The organism is Streptomyces sp. DSM 118878, assembly GCF_052936595.1.
On sequence record NZ_CP193622.1, the window covers coordinates 3,427,955 to 3,453,832 of the forward strand.

General features: G+C 72.5%; 26 protein-coding genes and 2 tRNA genes. 19 read left to right on the forward strand and 9 right to left on the reverse strand.

Features of this window, described 5'->3' with window-relative positions; genetic code table 11:
• Positions 1-123: 123 nt before the first annotated feature.
• A complete protein-coding gene (locus ACRAKF_RS14985) occupies positions 124-1,965 on the forward strand; it encodes a putative bifunctional diguanylate cyclase/phosphodiesterase (RefSeq protein WP_447037621.1) in 1,842 nt (613 codons plus the stop codon).
• 33 nt (positions 1,966-1,998) lie between these two features.
• On the opposite strand, the gene ACRAKF_RS14990 is transcribed toward ACRAKF_RS14985, so the two are convergent.
• The gene (locus ACRAKF_RS14990) at positions 1,999-3,099 is read right to left on the reverse strand and encodes an LLM class flavin-dependent oxidoreductase (protein ID WP_447037622.1); all 1,101 of its coding nucleotides are present in this window, start codon (positions 3,097-3,099) and stop codon (positions 1,999-2,001) included.
• Positions 3,100-3,249: 150 nt separating this feature from the next.
• Between ACRAKF_RS14990 and ACRAKF_RS14995 the strand changes: the two genes are divergently transcribed.
• Together ACRAKF_RS14995 and ACRAKF_RS15000 are read left to right on the forward strand one after the other, a co-directional pair.
• Complete coding sequence (locus ACRAKF_RS14995; RefSeq protein WP_447037623.1) at positions 3,250-3,522, forward strand: hypothetical protein; 273 nt, start codon at positions 3,250-3,252, stop codon at positions 3,520-3,522.
• 65 nt (positions 3,523-3,587) lie between these two features.
• Positions 3,588-3,779 carry a hypothetical protein gene (locus ACRAKF_RS15000; RefSeq protein ID WP_447041984.1) on the forward strand — a complete coding sequence of 64 codons (192 nt, stop codon included), beginning with the start codon at positions 3,588-3,590 and terminating at the stop codon, positions 3,777-3,779.
• Here the strand turns inward: ACRAKF_RS15000 and ACRAKF_RS15005 are convergent.
• Entirely contained in the window at positions 3,769-4,506 is a 738-nt protein-coding gene (locus ACRAKF_RS15005) for a maleate cis-trans isomerase family protein (protein ID WP_447037625.1), read from the reverse strand. The two genes, ACRAKF_RS15000 and ACRAKF_RS15005, sit on opposite strands and share 11 nt — an antisense overlap.
• Positions 4,503-5,321: a maleate cis-trans isomerase family protein gene (locus ACRAKF_RS15010; RefSeq protein WP_447037626.1), complete on the reverse strand. Its 819-nt coding sequence runs from the start codon at positions 5,319-5,321 to the stop codon at positions 4,503-4,505. Before ACRAKF_RS15010 ends, ACRAKF_RS15005 begins: the two co-directional genes overlap by 4 nt.
• 293 nt (positions 5,322-5,614) lie before the next feature.
• Between ACRAKF_RS15010 and ACRAKF_RS15015 the strand changes: the two genes are divergently transcribed.
• Entirely contained in the window at positions 5,615-6,595 is a 981-nt protein-coding gene (locus ACRAKF_RS15015) for a D-2-hydroxyacid dehydrogenase (protein WP_447037627.1), read from the forward strand.
• 50 nt (positions 6,596-6,645) lie between these two features.
• Positions 6,646-8,049: an amidase gene (locus ACRAKF_RS15020; protein ID WP_447037629.1), complete on the forward strand. Its 1,404-nt coding sequence runs from the start codon at positions 6,646-6,648 to the stop codon at positions 8,047-8,049.
• A gap of 55 nt (positions 8,050-8,104) precedes the next feature.
• Here ACRAKF_RS15020 and ACRAKF_RS15025 read toward each other — a convergent pair whose 3' ends face one another.
• A complete protein-coding gene (locus tag ACRAKF_RS15025; RefSeq protein ID WP_447037631.1) occupies positions 8,105-8,608 on the reverse strand; it encodes a DUF3830 family protein in 504 nt (167 codons plus the stop codon).
• A gap of 98 nt (positions 8,609-8,706) precedes the next feature.
• Between ACRAKF_RS15025 and ehuB the strand changes: the two genes are divergently transcribed.
• The 12 genes from ehuB (at position 8,707) to ACRAKF_RS15085 (ending at position 19,802) form a co-directional block, all read left to right on the forward strand.
• The gene (gene ehuB / locus ACRAKF_RS15030; protein ID WP_447037633.1) at positions 8,707-9,639 is read left to right on the forward strand and encodes an ectoine/hydroxyectoine ABC transporter substrate-binding protein EhuB; all 933 of its coding nucleotides are present in this window, start codon (positions 8,707-8,709) and stop codon (positions 9,637-9,639) included.
• A complete protein-coding gene (gene ehuC, locus ACRAKF_RS15035; RefSeq protein WP_447041985.1) occupies positions 9,639-10,370 on the forward strand; it encodes an ectoine/hydroxyectoine ABC transporter permease subunit EhuC in 732 nt (243 codons plus the stop codon). The genes ehuB and ehuC overlap by 1 nt, the downstream gene beginning before the upstream one ends.
• A complete protein-coding gene (ehuD, locus tag ACRAKF_RS15040) occupies positions 10,367-11,014 on the forward strand; it encodes an ectoine/hydroxyectoine ABC transporter permease subunit EhuD (RefSeq protein WP_447037635.1) in 648 nt (215 codons plus the stop codon). Before ehuC ends, ehuD begins: the two co-directional genes overlap by 4 nt.
• The gene (gene ehuA, locus ACRAKF_RS15045) at positions 11,004-11,819 is read left to right on the forward strand and encodes an ectoine/hydroxyectoine ABC transporter ATP-binding protein EhuA (protein WP_447037637.1); all 816 of its coding nucleotides are present in this window, start codon (positions 11,004-11,006) and stop codon (positions 11,817-11,819) included. The genes ehuD and ehuA overlap by 11 nt, the downstream gene beginning before the upstream one ends.
• 134 nt (positions 11,820-11,953) lie before the next feature.
• Positions 11,954-12,721: an IclR family transcriptional regulator gene (locus tag ACRAKF_RS15050; RefSeq protein WP_447037639.1), complete on the forward strand. Its 768-nt coding sequence runs from the start codon at positions 11,954-11,956 to the stop codon at positions 12,719-12,721.
• A gap of 59 nt (positions 12,722-12,780) precedes the next feature.
• Positions 12,781-12,854: transfer RNA gene (locus tag ACRAKF_RS15055), tRNA-Lys, on the forward strand.
• 151 nt (positions 12,855-13,005) lie between these two features.
• A complete protein-coding gene (locus tag ACRAKF_RS15060) occupies positions 13,006-13,695 on the forward strand; it encodes a DedA family protein (RefSeq protein ID WP_447037641.1) in 690 nt (229 codons plus the stop codon).
• Between the two features lie 21 nt (positions 13,696-13,716).
• Positions 13,717-14,859 carry a sensor histidine kinase gene (locus ACRAKF_RS15065; protein WP_447037643.1) on the forward strand — a complete coding sequence of 381 codons (1,143 nt, stop codon included), beginning with the start codon at positions 13,717-13,719 and terminating at the stop codon, positions 14,857-14,859.
• Entirely contained in the window at positions 14,850-15,494 is a 645-nt protein-coding gene (locus tag ACRAKF_RS15070; RefSeq protein WP_447037645.1) for a response regulator transcription factor, read from the forward strand. The genes ACRAKF_RS15065 and ACRAKF_RS15070 overlap by 10 nt, the downstream gene beginning before the upstream one ends.
• Before the next feature lie 102 nt (positions 15,495-15,596).
• Entirely contained in the window at positions 15,597-16,916 is a 1,320-nt protein-coding gene (locus tag ACRAKF_RS15075) for a sensor histidine kinase (RefSeq protein WP_447037646.1), read from the forward strand.
• Complete coding sequence (locus tag ACRAKF_RS15080; RefSeq protein WP_447037648.1) at positions 16,810-17,493, forward strand: response regulator; 684 nt, start codon at positions 16,810-16,812, stop codon at positions 17,491-17,493. The genes ACRAKF_RS15075 and ACRAKF_RS15080 overlap by 107 nt, the downstream gene beginning before the upstream one ends.
• A 188-nt stretch (positions 17,494-17,681) precedes the next feature.
• Positions 17,682-19,802, forward strand: a complete 2,121-nt coding sequence (locus ACRAKF_RS15085) for an MMPL family transporter (RefSeq protein WP_447037649.1) — start codon at positions 17,682-17,684, stop codon at positions 19,800-19,802.
• On the opposite strand, the gene ACRAKF_RS15090 is transcribed toward ACRAKF_RS15085, so the two are convergent.
• The 5 genes from ACRAKF_RS15090 to ACRAKF_RS15110 form a co-directional block, all read right to left on the reverse strand.
• Positions 19,777-20,118, reverse strand: coding sequence for a hypothetical protein (locus ACRAKF_RS15090; RefSeq protein ID WP_447037650.1), 342 nt, complete (start codon positions 20,116-20,118; stop codon positions 19,777-19,779). The genes ACRAKF_RS15085 and ACRAKF_RS15090 overlap by 26 nt on opposite strands.
• 19 nt (positions 20,119-20,137) lie before the next feature.
• The gene (locus tag ACRAKF_RS15095) at positions 20,138-20,794 is read right to left on the reverse strand and encodes a LuxR C-terminal-related transcriptional regulator (RefSeq protein ID WP_447037651.1); all 657 of its coding nucleotides are present in this window, start codon (positions 20,792-20,794) and stop codon (positions 20,138-20,140) included.
• Positions 20,776-22,062, reverse strand: a complete 1,287-nt coding sequence (locus tag ACRAKF_RS15100; protein ID WP_447037652.1) for a sensor histidine kinase — start codon at positions 22,060-22,062, stop codon at positions 20,776-20,778. The genes ACRAKF_RS15095 and ACRAKF_RS15100 overlap by 19 nt, the downstream gene beginning before the upstream one ends.
• Positions 22,063-22,103: 41 nt before the next feature.
• The gene (locus tag ACRAKF_RS15105; protein ID WP_447037653.1) at positions 22,104-23,753 is read right to left on the reverse strand and encodes an AMP-binding protein; all 1,650 of its coding nucleotides are present in this window, start codon (positions 23,751-23,753) and stop codon (positions 22,104-22,106) included.
• A gap of 217 nt (positions 23,754-23,970) precedes the next feature.
• Entirely contained in the window at positions 23,971-24,573 is a 603-nt protein-coding gene (locus tag ACRAKF_RS15110) for a lytic polysaccharide monooxygenase auxiliary activity family 9 protein (protein ID WP_447037654.1), read from the reverse strand.
• Between the two features lie 193 nt (positions 24,574-24,766).
• Here ACRAKF_RS15110 and ACRAKF_RS15115 point away from each other — a divergent pair.
• Positions 24,767-24,840, forward strand: a tRNA-Lys gene (locus ACRAKF_RS15115).
• A 66-nt stretch (positions 24,841-24,906) separates the two neighbouring features.
• Positions 24,907-25,620, forward strand: a complete 714-nt coding sequence (locus tag ACRAKF_RS15120; protein ID WP_447037655.1) for a FadR/GntR family transcriptional regulator — start codon at positions 24,907-24,909, stop codon at positions 25,618-25,620.
• Positions 25,621-25,878 lie beyond the last annotated feature (258 nt).

The window sequence follows — 25,878 nt, forward strand, 5'->3', positions numbered from 1 at the left end:
TCTCCGGTCGGCCTCTATGATCGGCACACTTTCCGGCGCGGGCCCGTCCCCCACATGGGCTCCGTCGGCTCTACGACGCCCGACGAGACCTGTTCGAGAACGACTGCACTGTGGGAGCAAGCGGTGAACGGAACGTCCGAAGGGCCCGCCCCCATGACCGCCACACCGTCCGTCCGGTGCCGTCACGCGGTGACGGAACGTGGTGAACCGAAGCGCACCGGCGAGCCGGAGCGCGCCGACTACCGCGGCGCCTTCGCGCACGCCCCCCTCCCCCTCGCCGTGGTCGACGGCGAAGGCCTCGTCGTCGACGCCAACGACGCCTTCGCCGCCCTCCTCGGCGCGCCACCCGAGGAGCTCGCCGGGCGCATCGCCGCCGACCTGGTCGACCTGGCGTCCGAGGCCCGCACCTGGCACACCTACCGCGAGGTGCTCCGCGGCCGGCAGGCCGAGCTGCGCTGCACGCGGCGCCTGAAACACCCCGACGGGCACTCCCTCTGGGCGCGGATCACCGTCTCGCCGATGCCGGAGTCCGCCGACCGGGGCGGCGGGACCGTGCTGCTCGCCGCCGCCGACATCAGCGCGCGGCGCGAGCTCCAGGCCAGGCTGCGCCACATGGAGATGCACGACCCGGTGACCCGGCTGCCCAACCGCAACCTCTTCTTCGAACGCCTCGCGACCGCACTCGAAGCGGGCGCGTACGACGATGCGAGCACCGGCCGGGTGGGCCTCTGCTATCTGGACCTCGACGGGTTCAAGGCGGTCAACGACGCCCTCGGCCACCGGGTCGGCGACCGGCTGCTGGCCGCCGTCGCGGAGCGGCTCACGCGCTGCGCCGACCGCGCCGGTCACGGCAGGAACCTGCCGCCGCTGGTGGCGCGGCTCGGCGGGGACGAGTTCGCGCTGCTCGTGGAGGAGTCGACCGGCACCGAGGAGCTGGCGAACCTCGCCGAGGCGACGCTGACGGCGCTCCAGGAGCCGTTCGACCTGTCAGGGCAGCGGCTCTCCGTCTCCGCGTCCATCGGCGTGGTGGAGCGGCGCGCCCGCGGCACCAGCACGACGGCGCTCATGCAGGCCGCCGACACCACGCTGTACTGGGCGAAGACCGACGGCAAGGCCCGCTGGACGCTCTTCGACCCCGAGCGCAACGCCCACCGGATGACCCGCCAGACGCTCTCCAGCTCGCTGCGGCCCGCCGTCGACCGGGGCGAGTTCGTCCTCGACTACCAGCCGCTGGTGGGCCTCCACGACGAGGACGTGCTCGGCGTCGAGGCGCTGGTGCGGTGGCGGCACCCGCAGTTCGGGCTCCTGACGCCGAATCGGTTCATCGGCCTCGCCGAGGAGGACGGGTCGATCGTGCAGCTCGGCCGCTGGGTGCTGCGCACGGCCTGCTGTCAGGCGCGCCGCTGGCAGCTCGCCCATCCCGAGCGGGAGCCGGTCTTCGTCAGCGTCAACGTGGCGGTGCGGCAGGTGTGGGACTCCGACCTCGTCGCGGACGTGGCCGCGATCCTCGCCGAGACCGGTCTCCCGGCGCGGCTGCTGCAACTGGAGCTCACCGAGTCGGCCGTCATGGGGTCCGCGGGCCGCCCGCTCCAGGCCCTCCAGATGCTCAGCGACATGGGCGTGCGCATCGCCATCGACGACTTCGGCACGGGCTACTCGAACCTGGCGTACCTGAGCCGGCTGCCCGTCTCCGCCCTCAAACTGGACGGCACCTTCGTACGGGGCTTCCAGTACGCGGAGGGCGAGGCGCACGGAAACCCCGCCGACGAGGTCATCGTCGAGGCCATGGTGCGACTGGCCCACCGCCTCGGCCTCACGGTCACCGCGGAGTGCGTGGAAACCGCGGCACAGGCGACCCGGCTCCGGCGGATCGGCTGCGACACGGGCCAGGGGTGGCTCTACTCCCGACCGGTCGCGGCGGATCGTATCTCCGTACTACTGGGCGAGATGCGCCCCGGCGCGTGAGCCGGGGCGCGTCCTCTCACGCCGCCTTCAGGGCTACGCCTTCGGCAGGCCGTACGCGTCGGCGATCAGGTCGTACGAGCGCAGGCGGGCCTCGCCGCTGTGGGCGTTGCCCGTGATCATCAGTTCGTCGGCGCCGGTGCGCTTGGCGAGGTCGTCGAGACCGGTGCGGACCTGGTCCGCGGTGCCGTGGATGACGTTGGCGTTCCAGCTCTCGACGAACTCGCGCTCCATCTCGCTGAACGCGTACGCCTCCGCCTCCTCGGGGGTGGGGACGAGGCCGGGGCGGCCCGTGCGCAGGCGGACCATGTTCAGGGCGGCGGCGAGGACCTGGCGGCGCGCCTCGTTCTCGTCGTCGGTCGCGAGCGCGGAGACGCCGATGAGGGCGTACGGGGCGTCGAGGACCGCGGAGGGCTTGAACGACTCGCGGTAGAGGTCGAGCGCCGGAATCGTGTTCTGCGCGGAGAAGTGGTGCGCGAAGGCGAACGGCAGGCCGAGGACGCCGGCGAGGCGGGCGCTGAACCCGGAGGAGCCGAGCAGCCACAGCGGCGGCCGGTGCGGGGACTGCACGCCGCCGGGCGAGGTCGCCTGGACGGGGCCCGGCACGGCGTGGATGCGGCGGTAGGGGTGGCCGTCGGGGAAGTCGTCGTCGAGGAAGCGCGTCAGCTCGGCGAGCTGCTGGGGGAACTCGTCGGCGCCTTCGCCCAGCCGCTCGGTGCGGCGCAGGGCCGCGGCCGTGGCACCGTCGGTGCCGGGAGCGCGGCCGAGGCCGAGGTCGACGCGGCCCGGGGCCATGGCCTCCAGCGTGCCGAACTGCTCGGCGATGACCAGCGGGGCGTGGTTGGGCAGCATGACGCCGCCGGAGCCCAGCCGGATGCGGCCGGTGTGGGCGGCGAGGTGGGCCAGGATCACCGCGGGCGACGAGGACGCGACGCCGGGCATCGAGTGGTGCTCGGCCACCCAGTACCGGTGGTAGCCGCGGGCCTCGGTCAGCTTGGCGATCTCGACGCTGGTGCGCAGCGCGTCGGTGGCCGTGCGGCCTGCGCCGACGGTGACGAGGTCCAGGACGGACAGGGGTACGGGCGCGGTGCCGTGCCGCTCGCCGCGGATGCCTTCGTCGGTCGGGTCCACTGTCACTGGGGGCCTCCTGCACTGCGTACGTGTGCACTGCGTACGTGCGTCTCGCGTTCCATGGGTACGGGTGGGCCAACAGGAGGCTCACTCCGCTTATTCCCCTCGCGCGCATTCCCCTCCCGCGCGTCGCGCCACCTCGCTACCGTGATCGTCATGGCTGATCCGCTGAAGACCCTGGTCGACGGAGTCGAGGTCGAGGTGCCCAACACCATCCCGGACATCCGCGCCGCCCTGCCCGAGGAGCGGCGCGCGGAGTTCGACCGGGCCATCAACGCCGCGGGGATCGACGAGATCCACGCCGTGATGCGGCACTGGATGCTGGAGGCGGTGCCCGACCCCGACGCCGAGGCGCGCCTCGCCCGGCTGGCCTCCGACGAGGCGCAGCGGCGCGGCACCGACGGCCCGGAGGGGCAGGGGTCGCGTTGAGCCCTCGCCACCGCCGCGTCCACCGCGTCACCTACGCGCCGCCCGCCGACGACACCCTCACCAAGATGGGCGACGCCGAGGCCTTCCGCGCCGAGCTCGTGCGGACCCTCGGCCGTGCCCCGTACGACCACGGCTCGACGCCCGTACGGGACGACCCCGACCGCAGGGAGGCGACGGTCCGCAACGCCATCGTTCTCTACTACGTGTCCGCCTCGGTCCACACACTGACCGTGGTCAGGCTGATCCTCAGCCCGTGACCTGCACCAGCGGCTCCCTCGTGAACAGCGCGCCGAGCTCCGGCGCGTTGATCCGGCGGTCGGCGAGCCGCAGGGCCTCCCAGACGGTGACCTGGTTCGCGGTCAGGACCGGTTTGCCGAGGGCCGCCTCCAGGTCGCGCACATGCGCCGCCGTGTGCAGCGCGGTGTCCGGCAGGAGCACCGCCCGGGCGTCCGGGTGGTCGCCCCCGCGGGCCAGCGCGAGGACCTCGTCGCGGCCCCAGGTGCCGACCTCCGCCGCGGTGATGATGCCGCTCCCGCGTACGGAGACGACCTCCACGCCCGCCGACTCCAGGAACGCCGAGAAGTGCGCGGCCACGTCCTGCGGGTACGTCGCGGCGACCGCGACGCGGCCCGCGCCCAGCTCCCGTACGGCGTGGGCGAAGGCGAACGACGTCGACGAGGCCGGCAGGCCCGCCGCGACGGCCAGTTCCCGCACCTGCGCGTGGGCGCCGTCCCAGCCGCGGACGAAGCTGCCGCTGGTGCACGCCCAGACCACCGCCTCGGCGCCGGAGAGCCGCAGCTCCTCGACGCCCGCGGCGAGCCGCGCGGGCGAGCCCATCTCCACGAGCGCGTCGACCCGGTGGGCGTCCTCGCCGATGTCCGTGTGGACGACCGTCAGCCGGACATCACTGCCGAGCATCTGCTCCATGCGGGGGTAGTCGTCCTCGGCCGAGTGCCCCGGGTAGAGAAATCCGAGTGCCGTCACGTCCAGCCTCCTCCTTCTGCGGGTGGTCCTTCGGGCAGGCCCTGCGGGGGCGGCGGGGCCAGCGGTCTGGCGCCCGGCCGTGCCCCCAGGTCGATGAGCGCCTGGTAGGGCCCTACCGCACGCGTACCCAGCCGGCGCAGGGCGGACCACATCGTCACCTGGTTCGCCGAGATCACCGGCACCCGCAGCTCCGCCTCCAGCTGCGGGATGACGTCGTACGTGGGGAGGTTCGTGCAGCTGATGAAGAGGGCGTCGGCGCTGCCCCGTACCGCCTGGCGCGCCATCTCGGCCACGTCCCGGTAGGAGACCTTCCAGATGTGCCGCGTGAGACCGAGGTAGGCGCGGGCGGTGACCGAGACGCCGGACTCGGCCAGGTACTCCTCCAGGACCTCGGTCACCGACCAGGTGTAGGGCGTGACGATCGCGACCCGCCGCGCGCCCAGTTCGTCGAGCGCCTCGATGAGCGCGCCCGACGTGGTCACGGAGGCGACCGCGCCCTCGCGGGTCATGGCCGCGCACATCGCGCGCTCACCCGCGATGCCGCCGACGAAACTGCCCGACGTACAGGCGTACGCGAGGACCTCGGGCTCGGCGGCGCTCAGCGCGCGGACGGCGTCGGCGAGCGTCTCGTGCTCGCTCACCAGGCGTGCCAGGTCGAGGCTGACCTCGACCGGCACGTACGGGGTCCGGGTCAGATGGAGGGAGACCTCGTCCGGAACCCAGCGCCAGAGTTCACGGTCGAGGACGAAGTCGAAAGGGGCTACGACGCCCACACCGCGCTGAGGGTGCGGGCCACCGAGGAAAGAGACGTCCATGAGCAGGCCCCATGTTCTTACGTGGTGTCAGGGACCGGCCGGGGGCCGGGGAGGAGCGGGGGAGCCGGCGACGCGCCGGGACGTCGGGACGGGGAGCTCCGCGCGGCCGACCGCGCGGACGGAGGGTGCGAGCGCGCGCACGGAGAGTACTCGGTTGACGGAGTGCCGACGCGCCAGTGCCTCTGTTGACGAAGGTAGGTTCGGGTGCCAGCGTGGTCAATCCGCACATCTCAGACGGCTCAGCCGTACCTCTTCAGGGAAGCGGTACCTCTTTGCGAAACGGTTTCCCCTCGATGTCCGAACCGTCACCCTCGACACGGCCAGGAACAACCGTTCTGGTCCTCGGCACCACGCCTCCCACCCCGCCGCCGCGCCTCGGCGGCCTCACGGGTCGGGCCCGCGTGCTGCACGCGGACGAGACCACGCTGGCCGAGCAACTCCCTTACGCGGACGCCCTGTTGGTGTGGGACTTCACCTCGGACGCGGTGCGCCGCGCCTGGCCGGGCGGGGGCCGGCGACCGCGCTGGGTGCACACCGCGAGCGCCGGGGTCGACCACCTCATGTGTCCTGAACTCGCCGCGTCCGACACGGTGGTGACGAACGCCCGCGGCGTCTTCGACCAGCCGATCGCGGAGTACGTCGCCGCGCTCGTCCTGGCCATGGCCAAAGATCTGCCGCGCACCCTGGAGCTCCAGCGGGAGCGCGCCTGGCGCCACCGCGAGAGCGGACGGATCGCCGGCACGCGCGCGTGCGTGGTGGGTTCCGGCCCGATCGGCCGGGCCGTCGCGGAGACGCTGAAGGGGCTCGGGATCACCACCGCCCTGGTGGGGCGGGCGCCGCGCCCCGGCGTGCACGGGACCGCCGAGCTCGACCGGCTGCTCACCCGCGCGGACTGGGTGGTCTGCGCGGCGCCGCTCACGGACGACACACGCGGCATGTTCGACGCGCGGCGCTTCGGCCTCATGCAGCCGTCGGCCCGCTTCATCAACATCGGGCGCGGCCCGCTCGTCGTCGAGGACGACCTGCTGGCCGCCCTGTCGAAGCGGTGGATCGCGGGCGCGGCCCTGGACGTCTTCGAGCACGAGCCGCTGCCCGCCGACAGCCCTCTGTGGACCGCTCCGGGGCTGATCGTCTCCCCGCACATGAGCGGTGACACGGTCGGCTGGCGCGACGACCTGGGCGCCCAGTTCATGGAGCTGTACGAGGACTGGGCGGCGGGCAGGCCGCTGCGGAACGTGGTCGACAAGGAACGCGGGTACGTCCCGGGGCCGTGACCCGCGCCCCGGCCACCCGGCACCGCCCCACTCATCGCTGAGGAGCGTGCATGACCGAGCTCACGGATCTCACCGCCGTACAACTCGTCGACGGCTACCGGAAGGGTGAATTCAGCCCGGTCGACGCGGTCCGTGCCGTGCTGCGGCGGGCCGAGGACACCCAGCCAACCCTGAACGCGTTCGTGAGCGTCGAGGCGGAGCGGGCCATCGAACAGGCAGGGGCCAGCGCCGAACGGTGGCGGCGGGGCGAGCCGGAGGGCCTGGTGGACGGCGTGCCCGTGTCGGTGAAGGACCTCCTGCTGATGCGCGGCGGGCCGACCCTGCGCGGCTCGAAGACCATCAGCGCGGACCGGGCATGGGACGAGGACGCCCCCTCGGTGGCGCGGCTGCGGGAGCACGGCGCGGTTTTCGTCGGCCGCACGACGACCCCCGAGTTCGGCTGGAAGGGCGTGACGGACAGCCCGCGCAGCGGCATCACGCGCAATCCGTACGACACCTCCCGCACCTGCGGCGGCTCCAGCGGGGGCAGCGCGGCGGCCGTGGCGGCCGGCGCGGGCCCGCTGTCGCTCGGCACGGACGGCGGCGGCTCGGTGCGCATCCCGGCCGCGTTCTGCGGGATCTTCGCGCTGAAGCCGACATACGGCCGGGTTCCGCTGTACCCGGCGAGCCCGTTCGGCACGCTGGCCCACGTGGGGCCGATGACGCGGGACGCGGCGGACGCGGCGCTGATGATGGACGTCATCACGGGGCCCGACGCCCGGGACTGGTCACAGCTCGCGGCGGCGCCGGGGAGCTTTCGCGACGGGCTCCACGAGGGCGTACGGGGACTGCGTGTCGCCTACTCCCCCTCGCTCGGCGGTCAGGTCGCCGTGCGGCCCGCGGTGGCCGCGGCCGTGCGGCGCGCGGTGGAGTCCCTGGCGGCGCTGGGGGCGTACGTGGAGGAGGCCGACCCCGACTTCTCGGAGCCGGTGGCGGCCTTCGAGACCCTGTGGTTCAGCGGCGCCGCCCGCGTCGTGCAGCACATGACACCGGCCCAGCGCGAGCTGCTCGACCCGGGGCTGCGGGAGATCTGCGGGCAGGGGGCGCGGTACAGCGCGCTCGACTACCTCGCGGCGGTCGACGTCCGCATGGACCTCGGGCGGCGCATGGGCGCCTTCCACTCCACGTACGACCTGCTGGTCACGCCCACGCTGCCGATCACCGCGTTCGCCGCGGGGGTGGAGGTGCCCCCGGGGGCGGGGCACCGGAGGTGGACGGGGTGGACGCCGTTCACCTACCCCTTCAACCTCACGCAGCAGCCCGCGTGCACGGTCCCGTGCGGGGTGGACGCGGAGGGGCTGCCCATCGGAGTACAGATCGTGGGCGCGCGGCATGCGGACCCTCTCGTGCTTCGTGCGGCGCAGGCCCTTTACTCGGCGGGGGTCGGGGGGATCGCGGCGCCCCGTCTCGGCTGAGGGTTCGGGGGCTTCGCCCCCGGGCCCCCAGTCCTCAATCGCCGGACGGGCTTGATCAGTCGCGACGCCGGAAGGTCAGCGTCTCGCCCTGCGCGCCCGCCCGCCACAGGTCGTTGCAGGCCTCGGCCATGCGGTCGAGGCCCTCGACGATCTGGCCCCAGACGATGCCGGGCACCCAGCCGACGTCACCGTTCAGGAGCAGGTTGTTCCGTTCGTAGAAGAGGGCGAGGTCGACGACGGTACTGCCGGCCCGGACGTCGGCCTCCGGCTCATATCCGTACGCCTGGGTCCCCAGCTCCGTACCGGAGAAGGAGAAATAACAGAGATCTCCCGGGATAGGAGTGACCGTCGGGTTCTCCAGGGGCGGCTCGCGGTCCGCGAACGCCGGGAAGAGGGCGTAGATCTCGTTGCGCGCGTACTTCGCGTGGTAGACGTCCGAGCCGAGCGGAAGTGCCTCCCACACCGCCGCGCAGGTCACCGGAGCCCGGTCGTCGAGCAGCTTCGCCGTGCACTGAACTCCCCGCTTGGCGAGGGAGACTTCGATGAATCGGTCTGCCATGTGTCCCATGCTCCTCTCTGGAGTCAAGACCACAACGATTGCACCATGGGCTGAAATTGAGCGGCATATTCCGCGTCGGGTCGGGTAGCCGCGCGCCCATGGCTCCACCACTTGGGAACAACGAGGGATTCATAGGCAGAGCGGTCCGCCGCCGCGCCCTGCTCACCGGAGCGGGAGGGGCGGCGCTGGCCGCGTTCGGTGCCTCGGCATGCAGCCGGGTGCCAGACGAAGGGAAGGTTGAGGGGGGCGATCTGCTGGACCGGCTGCGCGACAGCGGCACGGTCAGGATCGGTGTCGCGGGCGAGGTCCCGTTCGGCTACATCGACGAGAACGGCGAGGTCACCGGTGAGGCACCGGAGATCGCCAAGGTCATCTTCCCGCGCCTCGGCGTGCCCAAGGTCAAGGCGGTGCCCACCAAGTTCGGCGCCCTGATCCCCGGCCTCACCCAGGCGCGGCAGTTCGACGTGGTCTCGGCGGGCATGTACATCAACCCGACGCGCTGCGAGCAGGTCCTCTTCTCCGACCCCGACTACCTCATGCTCGACTCCTTCATCGTCAAGAAGGGGAACCCGCACGGGATCAAGACGTACGAGGACATCGCCAAGAAGGGCCTGAAGCTGGCGAGCGGCACCGCCTACGCGGAGATCGCCTACGCCGAGGCCGCGGGCGTGAAGGACGTGCTCATCCTGCCCGACCAGGTCGCCGGGCTCGACGCCGTGGCCCAGGGCCGCGTGGACGCCTTCGCCGGCACCAACGTCACCGTGCGCACCGTGATCAAGGGCAACGCGCGCGCCGAGGCGACGGAGCCCTTCCAGCCGGAGGTCGACGGCAAGCCCGCCTACGGCGCGGGAGGCTTCGCCTTCCGGCTGTCCGAGAAGAACCTGCGCGACGCCTTCAACAAGGAGCTGCACAAGCTCAAGAAGAGCGGCGAGCTCCTGCGCATCGTCAAGCCGTTCGGCTTCACCGAGGACGAGATGACCGACCTCACCCTCCAGAAGCTGTGCCCGCCTGCGAAGGGCGCCTCCTCATGATGTCGTCGGAGTTCTTCCAGAACTGGTTCCTTCCCGGGATCTGGATCACCATTCAGGTGACCTTCTTCAGCGCGGCCCTCGCCTTCGTGATCGCCTTCCCGATCGGCGTGCTGCGCACGTCCCGCCTCTGGATCGTGCGGTTCCTCGCCGGGGCCTACTTCGAGATCTTCCGCAGCACGTCGTCGCTGGTCTTCATGTTCTGGATCGCGTTCACCGTGCCGCCGGTCTTCAACATCAGCTTCCAGCCGATGTTCGCGGGCGTGCTCGCCCTCGGCATCACCTACGGCGCCTACGCGTCGGAGATCGTGCGTGGCGCGCTCGCCGCGGTGCCGCCGGCCCAGCGCGAGGCGGGCATCGCCCTGAACTTCACCCCGGCGCAGCGGCTGCGCCGCATCGAGCTGCCGCAGGCCTGGCCGGAGATGCTTCCGCCGTTCAACAACCTGCTCATCGAGCTGCTCAAGGGCACGTCCCTGGTGTCGCTCATCGCGGTGGCCGACATGACTTTCGCCGGTGACCTGCTGCGGCTCGTCACCAACGACAGCGCGCCGATCTACACGCTGCTGCTCGGCCTGTACTTCGTGCTGGCGTTCCTCCTGACGCGCGGCATGCGGCTCCTGGAGCGGCACGCCAAGAAACGCGTCGGGCAGGAACCCGAGAAGACGAGCCTCTTCGGCGGGATCCGCTCGAAGTCGTCGATCGACGTCATGACCGGTACGGGGGGTGCCAAGTGAACTGGGACTGGTCGAATGTCGACGACTTCATGCCGCTCTTCTGGGACGGCTTGGAGCTCACGCTCAAGGCGCTGCTCTTCGGCACCCTGATCGCCTTCTCGCTCGGTCTGGTCTGGGCGATCGCGCAGCGCTCGGAGAAGAAGTGGATCCGGTGGCCGGTCACGGTGGTGACCGAGTTCATCCGCAACACCCCGCTCCTGGTGCAGCTGTTCTTCCTGTTCTACGTGGTGCCGGAGTGGGGCCCGTCGATGTCCCCGCTCACCACCGGCATCGTCGGCCTCGGACTGCACTACTCGACGTACACCTCGGAGGTCTACCGGGCGGGCATCGAGGGCGTGCCGGCCGGCCAGTGGGAGGCGGCGACCGCGCTCAGCCTCTCCAAGCGCCGGACCTGGACGTCGGTGATCCTGCCGCAGGCCGTGCGCCGGGTGATCCCCGCGCTCGGCAACTACGTGATCGTCATGCTGAAGGAGTCGCCGCAGATGGCCGCCATCGGCGCGCTCGACATGCTGGGCCAGGCACAGGGCTACAGCCAGGCGACCTTCACGTACGAGGCGATCAGCGTCGTCGGCGTCGCCTTCATCGTCATCGCCTACCCGGCCTCTCTTCTTCTGCGAGTTTTGGAGCGTCGTCTTGTCCGCTGACAGCAGCACTTCCCAGGAAATCCCCAACCCCGCCGTCGACGGCAGCGAGCTGATCCGCTTCGACAAGGTGGTCAAGCGGTACGGCTCGAACACCGTCCTCGACCAGCTCGACTTCTCCGTCGCCTCCGGCAAGCACGTGACGCTGATCGGTCCTTCCGGTTCCGGCAAGACCACGATCCTGCGCCTGCTGATGACGCTGGTGAGACCGGACGAGGGCACGATCAAGGTGGGCGGCCAGTACCTGACCCACGAGGAGAAGAACGGCAAGCTCGTCCCCGCGGGCGAGAAGCACGTGCGGGAGGTCCGCAAGAACATCGGGATGGTGTTCCAGCAGTTCAACCTCTTCCCGAACATGAAGGTCCTGCGCAACCTCATGGAGGCGCCGGTCACCGTCCTCGGGCTCTCCAAGGACGAGGCCGAGCAGCGCGCCCGCGAGCTGCTCGACCTGGTCGGCCTCGGCGACCGCTGCGACGCCTATCCGACGCAGCTCTCCGGCGGCCAGCAGCAGCGGGTGGCCATCGCGCGCGCCCTGGCGATGCGCCCGCAGGTGCTGCTCCTGGACGAGGTGACGTCCGCGCTCGACCCGGAGCTGGTGGCGGGCGTCCTCGACGTGCTGCGCGACATCGCGAACACCACGGACATCACGATGCTCTGCGTCACCCACGAGATGAACTTCGCACGGGACATCTCGGACCAGGTGCTGATGTTCGACTCGGGTCACGTCATCGAGTCGGGTACGCCGGAGAAGATCTTCACCGAGCCCGAGCACGAGCGCACCCGCGAGTTCCTCAGCGCGGTGCTGTGACCGTCGTGGCGCGTTCCTGCTGACGGAGCCGGAGCGCGCCACGAATCTCGACGACAGACGCTCCCCCTGAGCCACTTGACGACTATCGTGGGAACAGCTCGACTGTCCGGATCCGTTCCACGCTGGGGGAAGCCGTGGCGTTGCAGCACGAGGCGGCCGCGCCGCACGACTCCGTCCAGAGCGCCCTGCGGGTGCTCGAAATCGTCGCCAGGCACGACACCGGCGTGACCACCGTCGAGCTCGCCCGCGAGACCCGGCTGCCCGCCACCCGCCTCGCGCCCCTGCTCCGCATGCTGCGCCGCGAGGGGTATGTGGAGCAGCTCACCGACAGCCCGGTCGGCGCCTATGTGACCGGGGAGACCCTCAACCGCCTCGGCTCGGCCGGCCACCACGAGCAGGCGCTGCGCGCGAAGCTCCAGCGCACCCTGGACGGCCTGCGCGACTCCATCGGCGCCGCCGTCTACATCAGCCGCTACGTCGACGGCGAGGTCAGCGTCACCGGCTTCGCGGCGGGCCCCCGCACCCCCGCGGTCAACGAATGGGTGGACTTCCGCTCCTCGGCCCACGCCAGCGCCATCGGCAAGAGCCTGCTCACCCAGCTCGACGTGAACGGCCGCCGCGACCACCTCTCCCGCCACAAGATGGCCCGCCTCACCTCCCGGACGATCACGAACGAACGGGCGCTGCTCAACCGGCTGGCCGCCCAGCCCGCCACGGTCCCGGTCCTCGACCTCCAGGAGTACGCGGTCGGCACCGTCTGCGCCGCGGTCCCCATCACGGCGGGCTCCGCGGTCGGCTGCCTCGCCCTGTCCCTGCCGTTCGAGCACGCCCACCGGCTGCGCGAGGCCGCGGACACCCTGAACCGCGGGGCGGCGCCGGTACTGCTCTCCATGGCGATCTAGGACCCCGGCCGGGTGTGCGGAGCACCCTGTCGGACCAGGTACTATTTATGAGTCAGCAGGCGCCGCTAGCTCAGTTGGTTAGAGCAGCTGACTCTTAATCAGCGGGTCCGGGGTTCGAGTCCCTGGCGGCGCACTTGCGAATGCCGAAAGGGCGTTCCCGGTCTTCCGGGGACGCCCTTTCGCGTACGTACGCCCTCCGGGCCGCGCGGGGTGCGGTTTTCCGCACCCTCACTCGACGGCAACCCCCATACCGCGGATGACCTGCGGTTTCTAGCGTGGTGCACATGGAATTCACGACTCTCGCCCTCCCCGAGGAGCCCGCGGGCGGCATCGCGGGCTGGGCCGCCGACCTGGTGGACGTCATGGGCGGCCCCGGCGCCGGGCTCGCCATCGCCCTGGAGAACCTCTTCCCGCCGCTGCCCAGCGAGGTGATCCTGCCGCTGACCGGCTTCGCCGCGGGGCAGGGGGTGATCAGCCTGTTCTCCGCGCTCTTCTGGACCACGCTCGGCTCGGTGGTCGGCGCGGCGGCCCTGTACTGGATCGGTGTGCTGTTCGGCCGCGAGCGCATGCACGCCCTGTGGGCGAAGCTGCCGCTGGTCAAGCCCGCCGACCTGGAGCGCACCGAGGCGTGGTTCGCGCGGCACGGCACCAAGGCCGTCTTCCTCGGCCGGATGGTGCCGATCTTCCGCAGCCTGATCTCCGTGCCCGCCGGTGTGGAGCGCATGCGGCTGCCGGTCTTCCTCGCCCTGACCACGCTGGGCAGCCTGGTCTGGAACTCCGTGCTCGTCATGGCCGGGTACTGGCTCGGCGACCAGTGGCACGCGGTCGAGACGTACGTGGGCCTGCTCTCCAAGGCCGTCCTCGTCCTGGTCGTCGTCGCCCTCGCCGCCTACGTCGCCGTACGCGTCCGCTCGCGGAAGCGGCCCGTGGATGCCGCCGATCCCCACCGGCCCCGCCACCGCCGCGCCGGCTAGGGGCGACTAGTGTCGGACGACGTGAGGGAGCCCCTGGCCGCGCCGTTCTTGCTCAGGGGGCTCGGTGTGCTCATCGGCTGCCTCACCGCCCTGCTCGGCCTGGTCTACTTCGTCGTCGCCGGGACCGCCCTCGGCGCGTTCCTGCTCTGGCCGCGCACCCGCCTGCGCGCCCACGCGCTGCTCGCCTCCGGCGCCCGCAGGCTCGCCGCCCTGGAGCGCGGGCGCCGCTCCGTCTTCTTCCACGACGCGTTCCCCGAGCACCGCGCCTCCGACCAGCGGATCCTGCGCTACCTCGCCGCCCGCACGTACTCCGGGCTGCTCTGCGGCGTCGTCGTCGCCATGGTCGACTTCGGCGCGGTCCTCGCGGGGATCTTCGCGGTGTCGCTGGTGCGGACCTCGATGAGCTGGGTGGACCTGCTCAGCCAGTTCGTCCTCGGCGGCACCCTGCTCTTCCTCGCCGTGCAGGGGCTGCGCGCGCTCACCGACCAGGACGCCCGCCTCGCCCGCGAGTGCTTCGGCCCCTCCGAGCGCGAGCTGCTCCAGCGGCGCATCGACGAGCTGGCCACCAGCAGGGCCGCCGTGGTCCACGCGGTCGACGCCGAGCGGCGCCGGGTCGAGCGCGATCTGCACGACGGCGTCCAGCAGCGGCTCGTCGCGCTCGCCATGCTGCTCGGCCGGGCCCGCCGCGGGCGCACCCCCGAGCGGGCCGACGCGCTCCTCGCCCAGGCCCACAAGGAGGCCCGGGAGGTCCTGACCGAGCTGCGCGAGGTGGCCTGGCGGGTCTACCCCAGCGCCCTGGACAGCCTCGGCCTGCACGAAGCGCTCGGCGGGGTCTCGGAGCGGTGCGCGCTCCCCGTACGCATGGAGTACGACGTGCCGGGACCGCTGCCGGCCGCCGTCGAGACCGCCGCCTACTTCGTCGTGTCGGAGGCGGTGAACAACGCCGCCAAGCACTCGTCCGCCGAGGAGGTCTCCGTGACCGTGCGGCAGCGGGGCACGGTCCTTGCCGTCGCCGTCCGCGACAGCGGGACCGGGGGCGCCGACGCCGGGGGCAGCGGTCTGACCGGGCTGCGCAGCCGGGTCGCCGCCCTCGACGGCACCCTGTACGTCGACAGCCCCCTCGGGGGGCCCACCACCATCACCGCGGAGCTGCCGTGCGCGTAATCCTGGCCGAGGACTCGACCCTGCTGCGGGAGGGCCTCGTGCGGCTGCTCGCCGAGGAGGGCCATGAGGTCCTCGCCGCCGTGGGCGACGCCGACGCGCTGCTGCGCGCGGTCGAGGAGGACGTTCCCGACGTCGTCGTCACCGACATCCGCATGCCGCCGGACCACACCGACGAGGGTCTGCGCGCCGCCGTCCGCATCCGCGAGCTGCGGCCCGAGGTGGGCGTGCTCGTCCTGTCGCAGTACGTCGAGCGCAACTACGCGACGCAGTTGCTCACCTCCAGCGCCGAACGGGTCGGCTATCTCCTCAAGGACCGGGTCGCCCAGGTCGAGGAGTTCCTCGACGCGCTCGAACGGGTGCACGCGGGCGGCGCCGCCATCGACCCCGAGGTCGTACGGCGGTTGCTGATCCGCACCACGCACAGCGACCCGCTGACCCGGCTGACCCCGCGCGAGCGCACCGTCCTCGAAGCACTCGCCGAGGGGCACACCAACGCGGCCATCGGGGAGAAGCTGCACATCTCCCTGAGCGCGGTCGAGAAGAACCTCAACGCGATCTTCGACAAGCTCGGCCTGTCCCGCACGACCGGCTACAGCCGCCGGGTACTCGCGGTGCTGCGGTACCTGGAGTCCTAGGGCCTGTCGTCCCCCGGGCGCGGATATCCCCCGCACCGGTGAGGACGGCGTCGTGCGGCCGCCGGGATACTGGCACGGCTTCCCGCTGCCAGGAGCCGCCGTATGCCCGCGCTTTCATGGCCCGCCGCCCGGCTTCGCGCCGTCCGGCTCCGTGCCGCCCACCCGTACGTGGTCGACTCGGCGCTCGCGGCCGCCGTGCTGTTCGCCGTGTCCCTGCAATTCCTCTTCCCCGACGAGGGCGGGGACGCGCTGTCTGCGACGGGGTTCCTGCTCGGCGCGGGGACGGCCGTGCCGCTGGTGTGGCGGCGGCGTGCGCCGTTCCCCGTCGCGTGCGCCGTCACCTTCTTCACGCCCGCGATGGCTCTCCACCACCGTCCTCCGCCCGACGTCACGTACGGCGGGCTCGTCGTGCTGTACACCGTGGCCGCCGTCGCCCGGCCCTGGCAGCGGCGCCTCATGCTCGCGGGGTGGCTGGTCGGCACGACGGTCACCATGGCGTTCCACGAGCACGCGGAGCCCTACGAGTACCCCTTCCACCTGCTGAGCCTCGTCAGCGCGTACGTACTCGGGGCACTCGGCCGCGTCCGGCGCGCGTACACCGCCGCCCTGGAGGACCGGGCCAGGCGCCTTGAGCGGGAGCGGGCGAGCGACACCGCGCGTGCCGTGGCCCTCGAACGCGCCACCACCGCCCGGGACATGCACGACATCCTCGCCCACGCGGTGAGCCTCATGGTGGTGCAGGCGGAGGCCGGGCCCGTGGTGGTGCACAGCGATCCGCCGCGCGCGGAGGCCGCCTTCGACGCGATCGCCGCGGCCGGCCGCGACGCCATGGTGCAGCTCCGCCGCATCCTGGGCGTCCTCAAGGAGGAGCGGCCCACGGGCGAACGCGGCCCGCAGCCCACCCTCGACGCACTGCCCGCGCTGCTGGCCCGGGTCCGGCGCGCGGGCCTGGAGGCCCGGTTGGAGACACACGGGCCGCCCCGCCCCTTGTCGGCGGACGCCGAGGTCGCGGCGTACCGCATCGTCCAGGAGGCGCTGACGAACACGGTCAAGCACGCCCGGGCGGACCGGGTGCTCGTGCGACTGGAGTGGCACATCGCCGAGTTGAGGCTCACCGTCACCGACGACGGCCGCGGCGGCGGCTCGCCCGAGGAGGAGAACGAGGACAAGGGCGGCGGCGGTGACGGCGGTGGCGGGCACGGGCTCATCGGCGTGCACGAGCGGGCGAGCGCCTGTGGCGGGCGGGCGGAGACCGGCCCCGGACCGGACGGGGGTTTCCGTGTCCTCGCGCGGCTGCCCACGGCATCATGGCGGGATGAGCATCCGGGTGGTGGTCGCCGACGACCAGGAGCTGGTCCGCAGCGGCTTCTCGATGATCCTGGCCGCCCAGCCGGACATCGAGGTGATCGCGGAGGCCGGTGACGGCGCGGAGGCGGTCGCCGCGGTGCGCCTGCACGCCCCGGACATCCTCCTGCTCGACATCCGTATGCCCGGCATGGACGGCATCGAGGCGGCCCGCCGGGTCTGCGCGTCGTCCGGCTGCCGGGTGATCATGCTGACCACCTTCGACCTCGACACATACGTGTACGAGGCGCTGTACGCGGGGGCCAGCGGCTTCCTGCTCAAGGACGTCCGCAGGGACGATCTGGTGCACGCGGTGCGGGTCGTCGCCGCCGGTGACTCGCTGCTCGCGCCCTCGGTGACGCGTCGCCTGGTCGCGGACATCGTGGGCCGCCGCCGCACCGCGCGGGCCACGGACGGCGCGCCGCCCGCCGAGCGGCTCGCCGCGCTCACCGCCCGCGAGGAGGAGACGCTGCTGCTCCTGGCCCGCGGCCTGACCAACGCGGAGATCGCGGCGGCCTTCGTGGTGAGCGAGCACACCGTGAAGACCCACGTCAGCAACGTCCTGTCGAAGCTGGCGCTGCGGGACCGGGTGCAGGCGGTGATCTGCGCGTACGAGACGGGTCTCGTCGTCGCCGGGGAGACCGAGGAGGGCTGAGCCCCCCCCGGGCCCCCGGCCGGGCGACCCCGGCCCCCGGCCGTGCGGCCCGGCTCACTCCGGCGGGTGAGGCGTCCCCCGGCGGAGGGAGGCGGGAAGACCGCTCCGGGCGGCGATCCGCGGCCGGCGGCCCGGCACGACTCTGGGACGCGTGTCCGCACGCTTCCCGGAGCCGTCAAGGAGCCGTCATGCTCGCCACGTTCGCCCGGACCGTGACCCGCCGCCCGCTCACCGTCATCGCCCTCTGGGTCCTTCTGCTCGTCCTCGGCCTCGGCTTCGGCACCCGCGTCTTCGGGGACCTGACGTCGACGGTGGAGGACGTTCCCGGCAGTGAGTCCGTGGTCACGGACGAACTCCTGGACGACCTCGACCCGACCGGCGCGTCCTTCACCGCGGTCGTCTCCGGCGGCGGCCGGGTCGACCGCCCGGAGCTGCGCGCCGAGGTGGCCGCCGCCGTCACCGAGGTGCGCGCCCTGCCCGGCGTCGCGGAGGTCCCCGACCCCTACGCCACGCGCGGCCTGGTCGCCGGGGACTCGCGGGCCCTGCTGGTCCCCGTGACGCTCAAGGGCGGCCTGGACGACGACGCGGAGGAGGACGCGGTCGGCGACGCGGCCGACGTCATCCGGGGTGTCGAAGGCGCCGACGTGGCCGTGAGCGGCGGACCGCTGCTCGGCGAGCAGATGGGGACGCGGGCGCAGGAGGACGTGGCGAGGGCGGAGTTGATCACTATGCCGGCCGTTCTGCTCGCGCTGCTGCTGATCTTCGGTGGCCTCCGTGCGGCGGGGCTTCCGCTGCTGGTCACGGTGAGCGGGGTCGCCGGGTCGTTCCTCATCCTGTTCGGCTTCAGCCTGTTCACGGACATCTCCGTGTACGCCGTGCAGATCGTCACCATGCTGGGGCTCGGGCTCGCCGTGGACTACGCGCTGCTCATGGTGGTCCGCTTCCGCGAGGAGCGCTCGCGCGGCCTGGCCGTGCCGGAGGCCGTCCACGCCACGGTGGCCCGCGCGGGACGCACGGTCCTCTTCTCCGGCGTGACGGTGGCCATCAGCCTGTCGGGCCTGATCTGGTTCCCCAGCCCGTTCCTGCGCAGCATGGGCCTGGCGGCCGGGGCCGTGGTGGTCGTGGACATGCTGGCGGCGCTGACGCTGCTGCCTGCTCTCCTCGCCCGGTTCGGCGGGAAGATCGCCGCCCCCGCGCCGGCCTCGGGCGGTCCGCGCGGAGGTGCGTTCTTCGCCCGGCTCGCGACGTTCTCCGTGGCCCGGCCGGTCGCCGTGCTCACCCTCGTCGTCGCCGCGCTGACCGTCCTCGCCGTACCCGTCCTCGGGATGCGGATCACCATCGGTGACGCCCGGCAGTTGCCGCACGGGACCGAGGCCCGGCAGCTCTACGACACCGTGCGCGAGCACTATCCGGCCGGTACCGGCACCAGTCCCGTGGAGGTCCTCATCAGGCCGGGCGCCGAGGCCGACTGCGAGCGGAGGATCCGGGCCCTGCCGGGCGTCGCCGCCGCCGAGCGCCAGCGGCTCCCCGACGGCACGGTCCTCCTCGAACTGACCCCCAGGGGCCCTGCCGACGGACCCGCCGCCACCCGGCTCGTCGAGCGCGTCCGCGACCTGCGGGGCGCGGAACCCGTCCAGGTCACCGGTAACGCCGCCCGCCTCGTCGACTTCCGCGCCATGCTCGCCGAGCGCGCCCCCTGGGCCGTACTGACCGTCCTCGTGGGCCTTTTCGGCCTCCTCTTCGCCTTCACCGGCTCCGTGCTGATCCCGCTGCGCACCCTCGCCACCACCCTGCTCAGCCTCGCCGCCGCGCTCGGCGTCGTCACCTGGGTGTTCCAGCACGGGCACGGGGCCTCGCTGCTCGGCGGCGAGGGGCTCGGGGCGCTGAGCCTGACGGCGCCGCCGCTGATCATCGCCATCGCCTTCGGCCTTGCCATGGACTACGAGCTGTTCATCCTCTCCCGGATGCGGGAGAGCTGGACGGAGACCGGCGACCACCGCACCGCCGTCGTCGAGGGGCTGCGCCGCTCCGGGCGCGTGGTGAGCTGTGCGGCGCTGCTGCTCACCATCGTCTTCGCCGGGTTCATGACGGGCGGCTTCTCGCCGATCCTTCAGATCGGTCTTGGCCTGACGCTGGCCGTCCTCATCGACGCCACCGTGGTCCGGATGTTCCTCGTACCGGCGACGATGGCCCTGCTCGGCCGCCGCGCCTGGTGGGCGCCAGGACCGCTGCGGCGCCTGCACCAGCGGTACGGCGTACGGGAGTTCACGCCGCCAGAAGCGGCTACGACAGGACGACCCCGTCCATGAGCAGCGCCGCCATGAGCCCCGCGGCAAGGAGCCAGGTGGCGAGCCTGGTCCGGCCGCGGCGGCTCAGTTCGATCACTCCGCCGCAGAGGATGAGCAGCAGTCCGTAGACCCCGACGACCAGGACCGAGGAGCGGCTCGCCAGGCGCAGCGCGAGGACGACCGCCGCCGCGGCCATCAGCAGCGAGGCCGCGGCGATACGGGCGCGGCGGGCGCGGGCGGCCGGGGTGGGGCCGGAAGGCGGGGCCTCGGGGCTCGCGTCACTCTCCGGCGCGCCCTCGTCGTCGTACGGCAGTTCGGTCTGGTCGGACGTGCTCATGGGGCAGGAGCGTAATCGCTCACGCGCGCAGATACGCCAGTACCGCGAGCACCCTGCGGTGGGTGCCGTCGCCCGGCGGCAGGTCGAGCTTGGCGAGGATGTTGCCGATGTGCTTGCCCACCGCGGCCTCGGAGACGACGAGCGCGGCGGCTATCGCCGCGTTCGACCGCCCCTCGGCGACCAGGCCGAGCACCTCGCGCTCGCGCGGGGTGAGCCGGGCCAGCGGATCGCGTCTGCGGCGCAGCAACTGCCGTACGACCTCCGGGTCGACGACCGTCCCGCCCTCCGCGACCCGCGTCAGCCCCTCGATGAACTCCTCGACCTGGCCCACGCGGTCCTTGAGCAGATAGCCGACGCCCGTACCGTCCCCCGTGTCCAGGAGCTCCGCCGCGTACGTCCGCTGCACGTACTGGCTCAGCACGAGCACCGGCAGCGCCGGACGCTCCGCCCTGATCGCGACGGCCGCGCGCAGCCCCTCGTCCTTGAACCCCGGCGGCATCCGCACGTCGGTCACCACGATGTCCGGTTCGTACGCCGCCACGGCGTCCCGCAACGCCTGCGCGTCGCCGACCGCGGCCACCGTCTCGTGCCCGAAGCGGCCCAGCACGCCGATGAGCCCTTCCCGCAACAGCACGCCGTCCTCGGCGAGTACGACTCTCAGGCTTCGGCTCGGCACGGTATCTCCACGGACAGGACGGTCGGGCCGCCGGGCGGGCTGGTGAGCGTCAGTGTGCCATCGAGGACGGCGAGGCGGTCGGCGAGCCCGGTGAGGCCCGTGCCGTGCGCGGGGTCGGCGCCGCCGCGGCCGTCGTCCCGCACGTCGATGCGCAGGGCCGCGCCGGTGTGCGCGGCGGTGACCATGGCTCTGTCGGCGCCGCTGTGCCTGCCCACGTTGGCGAGCGCCTCACGGACCGCGAAGTACCCGGCGGACTCGACGGCTTCGGGGAGGCGGGGCAGCTCGACGCCGGCCGTGTCCACGGGCACCGCGGACCGGTCCGCCGCGTCCTCGATGGCGGTGGCCAGGCCGTAGTCGGTGAGGACCTGCGGGTGGATGCCGCGGATCAGCTCGCGCAGCTCGGTCAGGACGTGGCCCGCCTCGTCGTGGGCGGTGGCGAGCCGCTCGGCCAGCGGGGTGCCCGGGGCCGTGTCGAGCCGGGCGAGCCCCAGGCTCATGGTGAGCGCGACGAGGCGTTGCTGGGCCCCGTCGTGCAGGTCACGCTCGATGCGCCGCCGCTCCGCCTCGAAGGCGTCGACCAGGCGGGCCCGTGAGCGGGTGACCTCGGCGAGGCTCGCGGCGAGTTCCGTGTCGCGGGGGGCAAGGAGCAGCCGGGCGAACGCGGCCCTCCCCGCGGCGTACGCGCCCAGCGGGTACGCGAGCGCCAGCAGGGCGACCAGTCCGAGCAGGGCGGTGCCGCAGGCCGCCGGGTAGGAGTCGACGAGCCACAGCTTGGCGGGGCGGATGCCGCTGCCGGGGCCGCCGACGGCCGCCAGGTGGGCGGGGGCGGCGAGCAGCAGGCCGGGGAGGGCGACCGTGCAGGCCAGGACGGTGAGGTCCAGCGGCCACAGGACGAGGCCGAGCAGCACGGCGTAGGCGAGCTCGCGCCAGGTGGCCTGCTCCTTGACGCGGATCCTGAACCAGGCGTTGATGCCGGGGGCGTCGGGGGTGCGGTGCGGGCCGGGGGCCGGTGCCGGGTCGACGGCGCGGAGGCGGCGGCGCTCCAGGGCGGCGAGGGGCACGCCGCAGAAGGCGAGCGCGCCGAGGAGGGGAATCCCGACGAGCACGAGGGTGAGGGCGGCCCCGACGGCGGTGAGGGCGACCCCGACGAGCAGCACGAGGGCCCCGAGGAGCACCCCGCTCCCCAGATACCCGGCACTGCGCCAGGGAGCACTGCCCCGCAAGTACCCCCGCCCCCGAAGCCGCGCCCAGACGCTGTCACTTGGCATGACGCCTACGGTAGGCGGCGGCCGGCCCGGCGGCGGCCTCGTCAGTCGAGCAGATGCCGCCTGCCTTGGGCGTCGTACCGGGCGAGCTCCCGCCCGAGATCGGCGGACGTGAACCGGCGGTAGGCCGTTTCCCCCGCCGAGGGGCGCCAGTAGACGGCGTCGCCACAGCGGAAGCCCTCCCGGCGGAGCAGAGAGCGGGCCACTTTATGCGTGGCCGTGACCGGCATCCGCGGAACCACCCGCACGAACCGGGGCACGGCCTTCGGGCTCAGATCCGGCTGTGCCCCGAGGAACGCGGCGAACTCCCCCGGGTCGAACGGGAGACCCGGCGGCGGAGCGAGTGCCGTCATGACCTGGTCCCCGGCCACCGGGTCGGGCACCGCGTAGACCGCCACGGCCGCCGCCCCGGAGTACCGCGCGAGGATGCCTTCGACCACCGCCGCCGCGAGGTTCTCGCTGTCGACGCGCAGCCGGTCGTCCGTACGCCCCGCGAAGTAGAGGAACCCGGCGGCGTCCCGGTAGAAGAGGTCCCCCGTCCAGTACCACCCGCCCCGCACCCGCTCGGCCTGCGCCGCCGCGTTGCGCCAGTAGCCCTCGAAGGGGTGCGGCCCCCGGTTCACCAGCTCCCCGATGGCCTCCCGCCCGTTCAGCAGCCGCCCGTCGGGGCCGAACCGCGCGCTCTCGCACTCGGCCAGCGTCACGGGGTCGACGACCGCGAGGTCGTCCCGGGGCGCCGCGCGGCCGATCGCCCCGGCGGGTGTGCCGGGGGTCCGCTGTATCGCCGCCCCGCCCTCCGAGGACCCGTACCCCTCCACGAGCCGTACGCCGAACCGCTCCTCGAAGCGCGCCGCGTCCACCGCCCCCGCCTCGGTCCCGAAGCCGACCCGCAGCGGGTTCTCCCGGTCGTCGGGCCGTTCGGGCGTGGCGAGGACGTAACTCACGGCCCGGCCCACGTAGGTGAAGTACGTCGCGCCGAACTCCCGTACGTCGGGGAGGAACCGCGAGGCGGAGAAGCGGGACCGCAGCGCCACCCCCGCACCCGCCGCCAGCGCGGGCGCCCAGTCGGCGATCACCGCGTTGCCGTGGAACATCGGCATGCAGATGTAGTGGGTGTCCGATGCCCTGACCCCGAAGTGGGTCACCAGCGAACGCCCCGCCGCCGCGAGCCGCCCCTGGGTGCAGAGCGCCGCCTTGGGGGCGCCCGTGGACCCCGAGGTGAAGTAGAGCAGCATGCGGGTGGCGGGGGTGACGGTCCGCGCGGTCTCCGGGGCGGCGTCGGCGTAGGGGGCGAGGAGCCGCGCGTAGGCGTCCGTGCCGGTCACGAGGACCCGTACGCCCGGCAGGTCCAGGCCGTCGAGCAGCGGCAGGTGTGCCCGCTCGGTCACCAGGACGCGGCACTCGGTGTGCAGGATGTCGCGGGCCAGTTCGGCGCCGCGCCGCGTGGGGTTGATGCCCGCCACGGCCGCGCCCGCCAGCGCCGCCGCGCCGAGCCACTGGGGGTACTCGGGCGTGTTGTCGAGCAGGACCCCGACGTGCGGTTCGCCCGGCCGGGGCAGCAGGTCACCGAGGAGCGCGGCTCTGGCCGCCGCGCCCGCCGCCACCTCGTGGTGGGTCAGCTTCCCGCCCGCGAAGCGCAGGCCGGTGCGGTGGTCGCCCCACCGCGCCTGGACGAGTTCCGCGACAGTCTCCATGGCCGCGCACGGTAAAGGGCCGGCCGTCAGATGTGGAGGGTCTGACGGCGGCCGTCCGGGGTGGATGGGGTGGATGGTGCCGCGCACGCCGCGTGCGAGGGGAAGGCACGGCGTGCGCGGCACTCGCGCGAGGGCAGGGGTACGGAGGGGCACCCCAAGGCCTCGCTGACCCTGTGACCTCCGGCTTCTGGCCTGTCAGGGCCTTGCCGGAGGTCGCCTAGAAGCGGACGTCGGAGCAGGCGTAGAACGCGTTCGCCGTGTCCGCGACCGTCCAGACCGCGACGATCACGTGGTGACCGCTGCGACCACCGGGGATGGTGCCGCTGTGCGAGAGGGTCGCGGGCGGCTGCTGGCTGTTGTACGGGACGGTGAGGAACGGCGTGGTGTTCAGGGCGGCCCTGGTCACCGGCTTGCTCTCGTCCCAGCCCTGCTTGGTGATGTAGTACTTGAAGTCCGTGGTGCGGTGCCGTGCGGTGAACTGCCAGCGGAAGGTGTAGTTCTGCCCGCCGCTCACCTGCGTGGTGGGCCAGGCGCTGCCGTTCGGCGCCTTGGCCGCGTCGAGCTGGCTGAAGCCGCCCACGCCCGCCGAACAGATCTTGCCGTCGGCGGGTCCCGCCGCGGGGAAGCCCTTGAGGCCCTCGACGCTCTGCGGTTCCCACTGGATGTTGCCGCAGTTGGCCACCACGCCCTTGGCGCAGTTGATCTGCCGGCTGGCCGGCAGATCCGAGTAGCCGTGGCTGCTGGCGCCACCGGCGGAGAGCGCGAACGCGCCCACCGTGCCGAGGCCCACCATCGCCGCGTACATCTTCTTGTTACGCATGTCGCTCCTGACCGAACGTGGGGAGTTCCGGGGACGTTCCGTACGAAGTTCCGTAAAACGTTCCTTGGGACGTGCGCGCGCTGCGGTCTAGACCAAGCTCAGATTATTGCCGGTAGTTGAACATGTCCATACCAATGACGGACGCGGTCCGTGGCACCCCCGCGCATCCGGTAGAGTTCTCCAGGTCAAGCGGGCGCCGCTAGCTCAGTTGGTTAGAGCAGCTGACTCTTAATCAGCGGGTCCGGGGTTCGAGTCCCTGGCGGCGCACAGACAGCGAAGGCCCCCCGTTCACGCGGGGGGCCTTCGTCGTGCGCCTACCGCTACCGTTGCGCCATGGCGCGCGACATCCAGGAGCGGATCAAAAAGCTCATCATCGATTCCAGGCTGCCCTCCGGGGCCTCACTGCCCACCGAGCCGGAGCTGATGGAGCGCCTGGGAGTCAGCAGGAACTCCGTACGGGAGGCGCTCAAGGCGCTCCAGGCGATGGGCATCGTGGAGATTCGTCACGGTTTCGGCACCTATGTCGGCCCCATGTCGGTCGCGCCGATGATCGAGGGGCTCGCCTTCCGCACGGTCGCGGGCCACTACCGCGGCGAGGACAGCCTGCTCCAGCTCCTGGAGCTGCGCGAGGCCGTCGAGACCGGCCTGATCGCGCGGCTCGCGGGCCGGGTCCCGGACGCCGACCTCGCCGAGCTCGACTCCCTGGTGGAGCGCATGGAGGCCGAGGCCGACGCCGCGGAGGGCGGCGTACGCGCCGAGACCGACCGCGCATTTCACGCCACGCTCTACCGCGGTCTGGGGAATCTGCTGCTCGGTGAGGTCCTGGAGGCCTTCTGGGACGCGTTCCACAAGGTCCGCACGGATCTGGTGGACGTGCCGCTGGATCCGAGGGTCACCTGCCGGCAGCACCGGGAGATCCTGGAGGCCGTCCGCTCGGGGGACGCCCAGCGGGCAGAGCAGGCCATAAGGGAGCACTTCGGTAACATTCGTGCCCGCCTTGGCACACCTGTCCCACGAGAGCACTCAAATCGCTCGTATGACCGGTAAACCCCTTGTATCGCTCTTGCGATCATGCCTTGGGGCGTAGAACCCTGTTCGGGAGCCACTGGCTTTCATGAGGCGGACGGTGCGGGGCACTTGGGGGCTCGCCGGTCCGCGGCGACAAGGCAGGGATGGGGGTCCCGTTCGTGTCGCGATGCCTAGGGGGGCATCATGCAACCGGAAGGTAGCCGTCCCGTGTCTTGGGGAACGGTGGCCTGCCACTGATGCGTCGGCGAGGGTCGGAGGGGATCCGGACCGACGGAA

Bases quoted from the DNA above. Each gene is read 5' to 3' on its own strand.
- ACRAKF_RS14995 (WP_447037623.1), top strand. From the start codon at position 3,250: ATGGCTGATCCGCTGAAGACCCTGGTCGACGGAGTCGAGGTCGAGGTG.
- ACRAKF_RS15000 (WP_447041984.1), top strand. From the start codon at position 3,588: ATGGGCGACGCCGAGGCCTTCCGCGCCGAGCTCGTGCGGACCCTCGGC.
- ACRAKF_RS15010 (WP_447037626.1), bottom strand. From the start codon at position 5,321: ATGGACGTCTCTTTCCTCGGTGGCCCGCACCCTCAGCGCGGTGTGGGC.
- ACRAKF_RS15015 (WP_447037627.1), top strand. From the start codon at position 5,615: ATGTCCGAACCGTCACCCTCGACACGGCCAGGAACAACCGTTCTGGTC.
- ACRAKF_RS15020 (WP_447037629.1), top strand. From the start codon at position 6,646: ATGACCGAGCTCACGGATCTCACCGCCGTACAACTCGTCGACGGCTAC.
- ACRAKF_RS15025 (WP_447037631.1), bottom strand. From the start codon at position 8,608: ATGGCAGACCGATTCATCGAAGTCTCCCTCGCCAAGCGGGGAGTTCAG.
- ehuB (WP_447037633.1), top strand. From the start codon at position 8,707: ATGGCTCCACCACTTGGGAACAACGAGGGATTCATAGGCAGAGCGGTC.
- ehuC (WP_447041985.1), top strand. From the start codon at position 9,639: ATGTCGTCGGAGTTCTTCCAGAACTGGTTCCTTCCCGGGATCTGGATC.
- ACRAKF_RS15060 (WP_447037641.1), top strand. From the start codon at position 13,006: ATGGAATTCACGACTCTCGCCCTCCCCGAGGAGCCCGCGGGCGGCATC.
- ACRAKF_RS15075 (WP_447037646.1), top strand. From the start codon at position 15,597: ATGCCCGCGCTTTCATGGCCCGCCGCCCGGCTTCGCGCCGTCCGGCTC.
- ACRAKF_RS15080 (WP_447037648.1), top strand. From the start codon at position 16,810: ATGAGCATCCGGGTGGTGGTCGCCGACGACCAGGAGCTGGTCCGCAGC.
- ACRAKF_RS15085 (WP_447037649.1), top strand. From the start codon at position 17,682: ATGCTCGCCACGTTCGCCCGGACCGTGACCCGCCGCCCGCTCACCGTC.
- ACRAKF_RS15090 (WP_447037650.1), bottom strand. From the start codon at position 20,118: ATGAGCACGTCCGACCAGACCGAACTGCCGTACGACGACGAGGGCGCG.
- ACRAKF_RS15100 (WP_447037652.1), bottom strand. From the start codon at position 22,062: ATGCCAAGTGACAGCGTCTGGGCGCGGCTTCGGGGGCGGGGGTACTTG.
- ACRAKF_RS15105 (WP_447037653.1), bottom strand. From the start codon at position 23,753: ATGGAGACTGTCGCGGAACTCGTCCAGGCGCGGTGGGGCGACCACCGC.
- ACRAKF_RS15110 (WP_447037654.1), bottom strand. From the start codon at position 24,573: ATGCGTAACAAGAAGATGTACGCGGCGATGGTGGGCCTCGGCACGGTG.
- ACRAKF_RS15120 (WP_447037655.1), top strand. From the start codon at position 24,907: ATGGCGCGCGACATCCAGGAGCGGATCAAAAAGCTCATCATCGATTCC.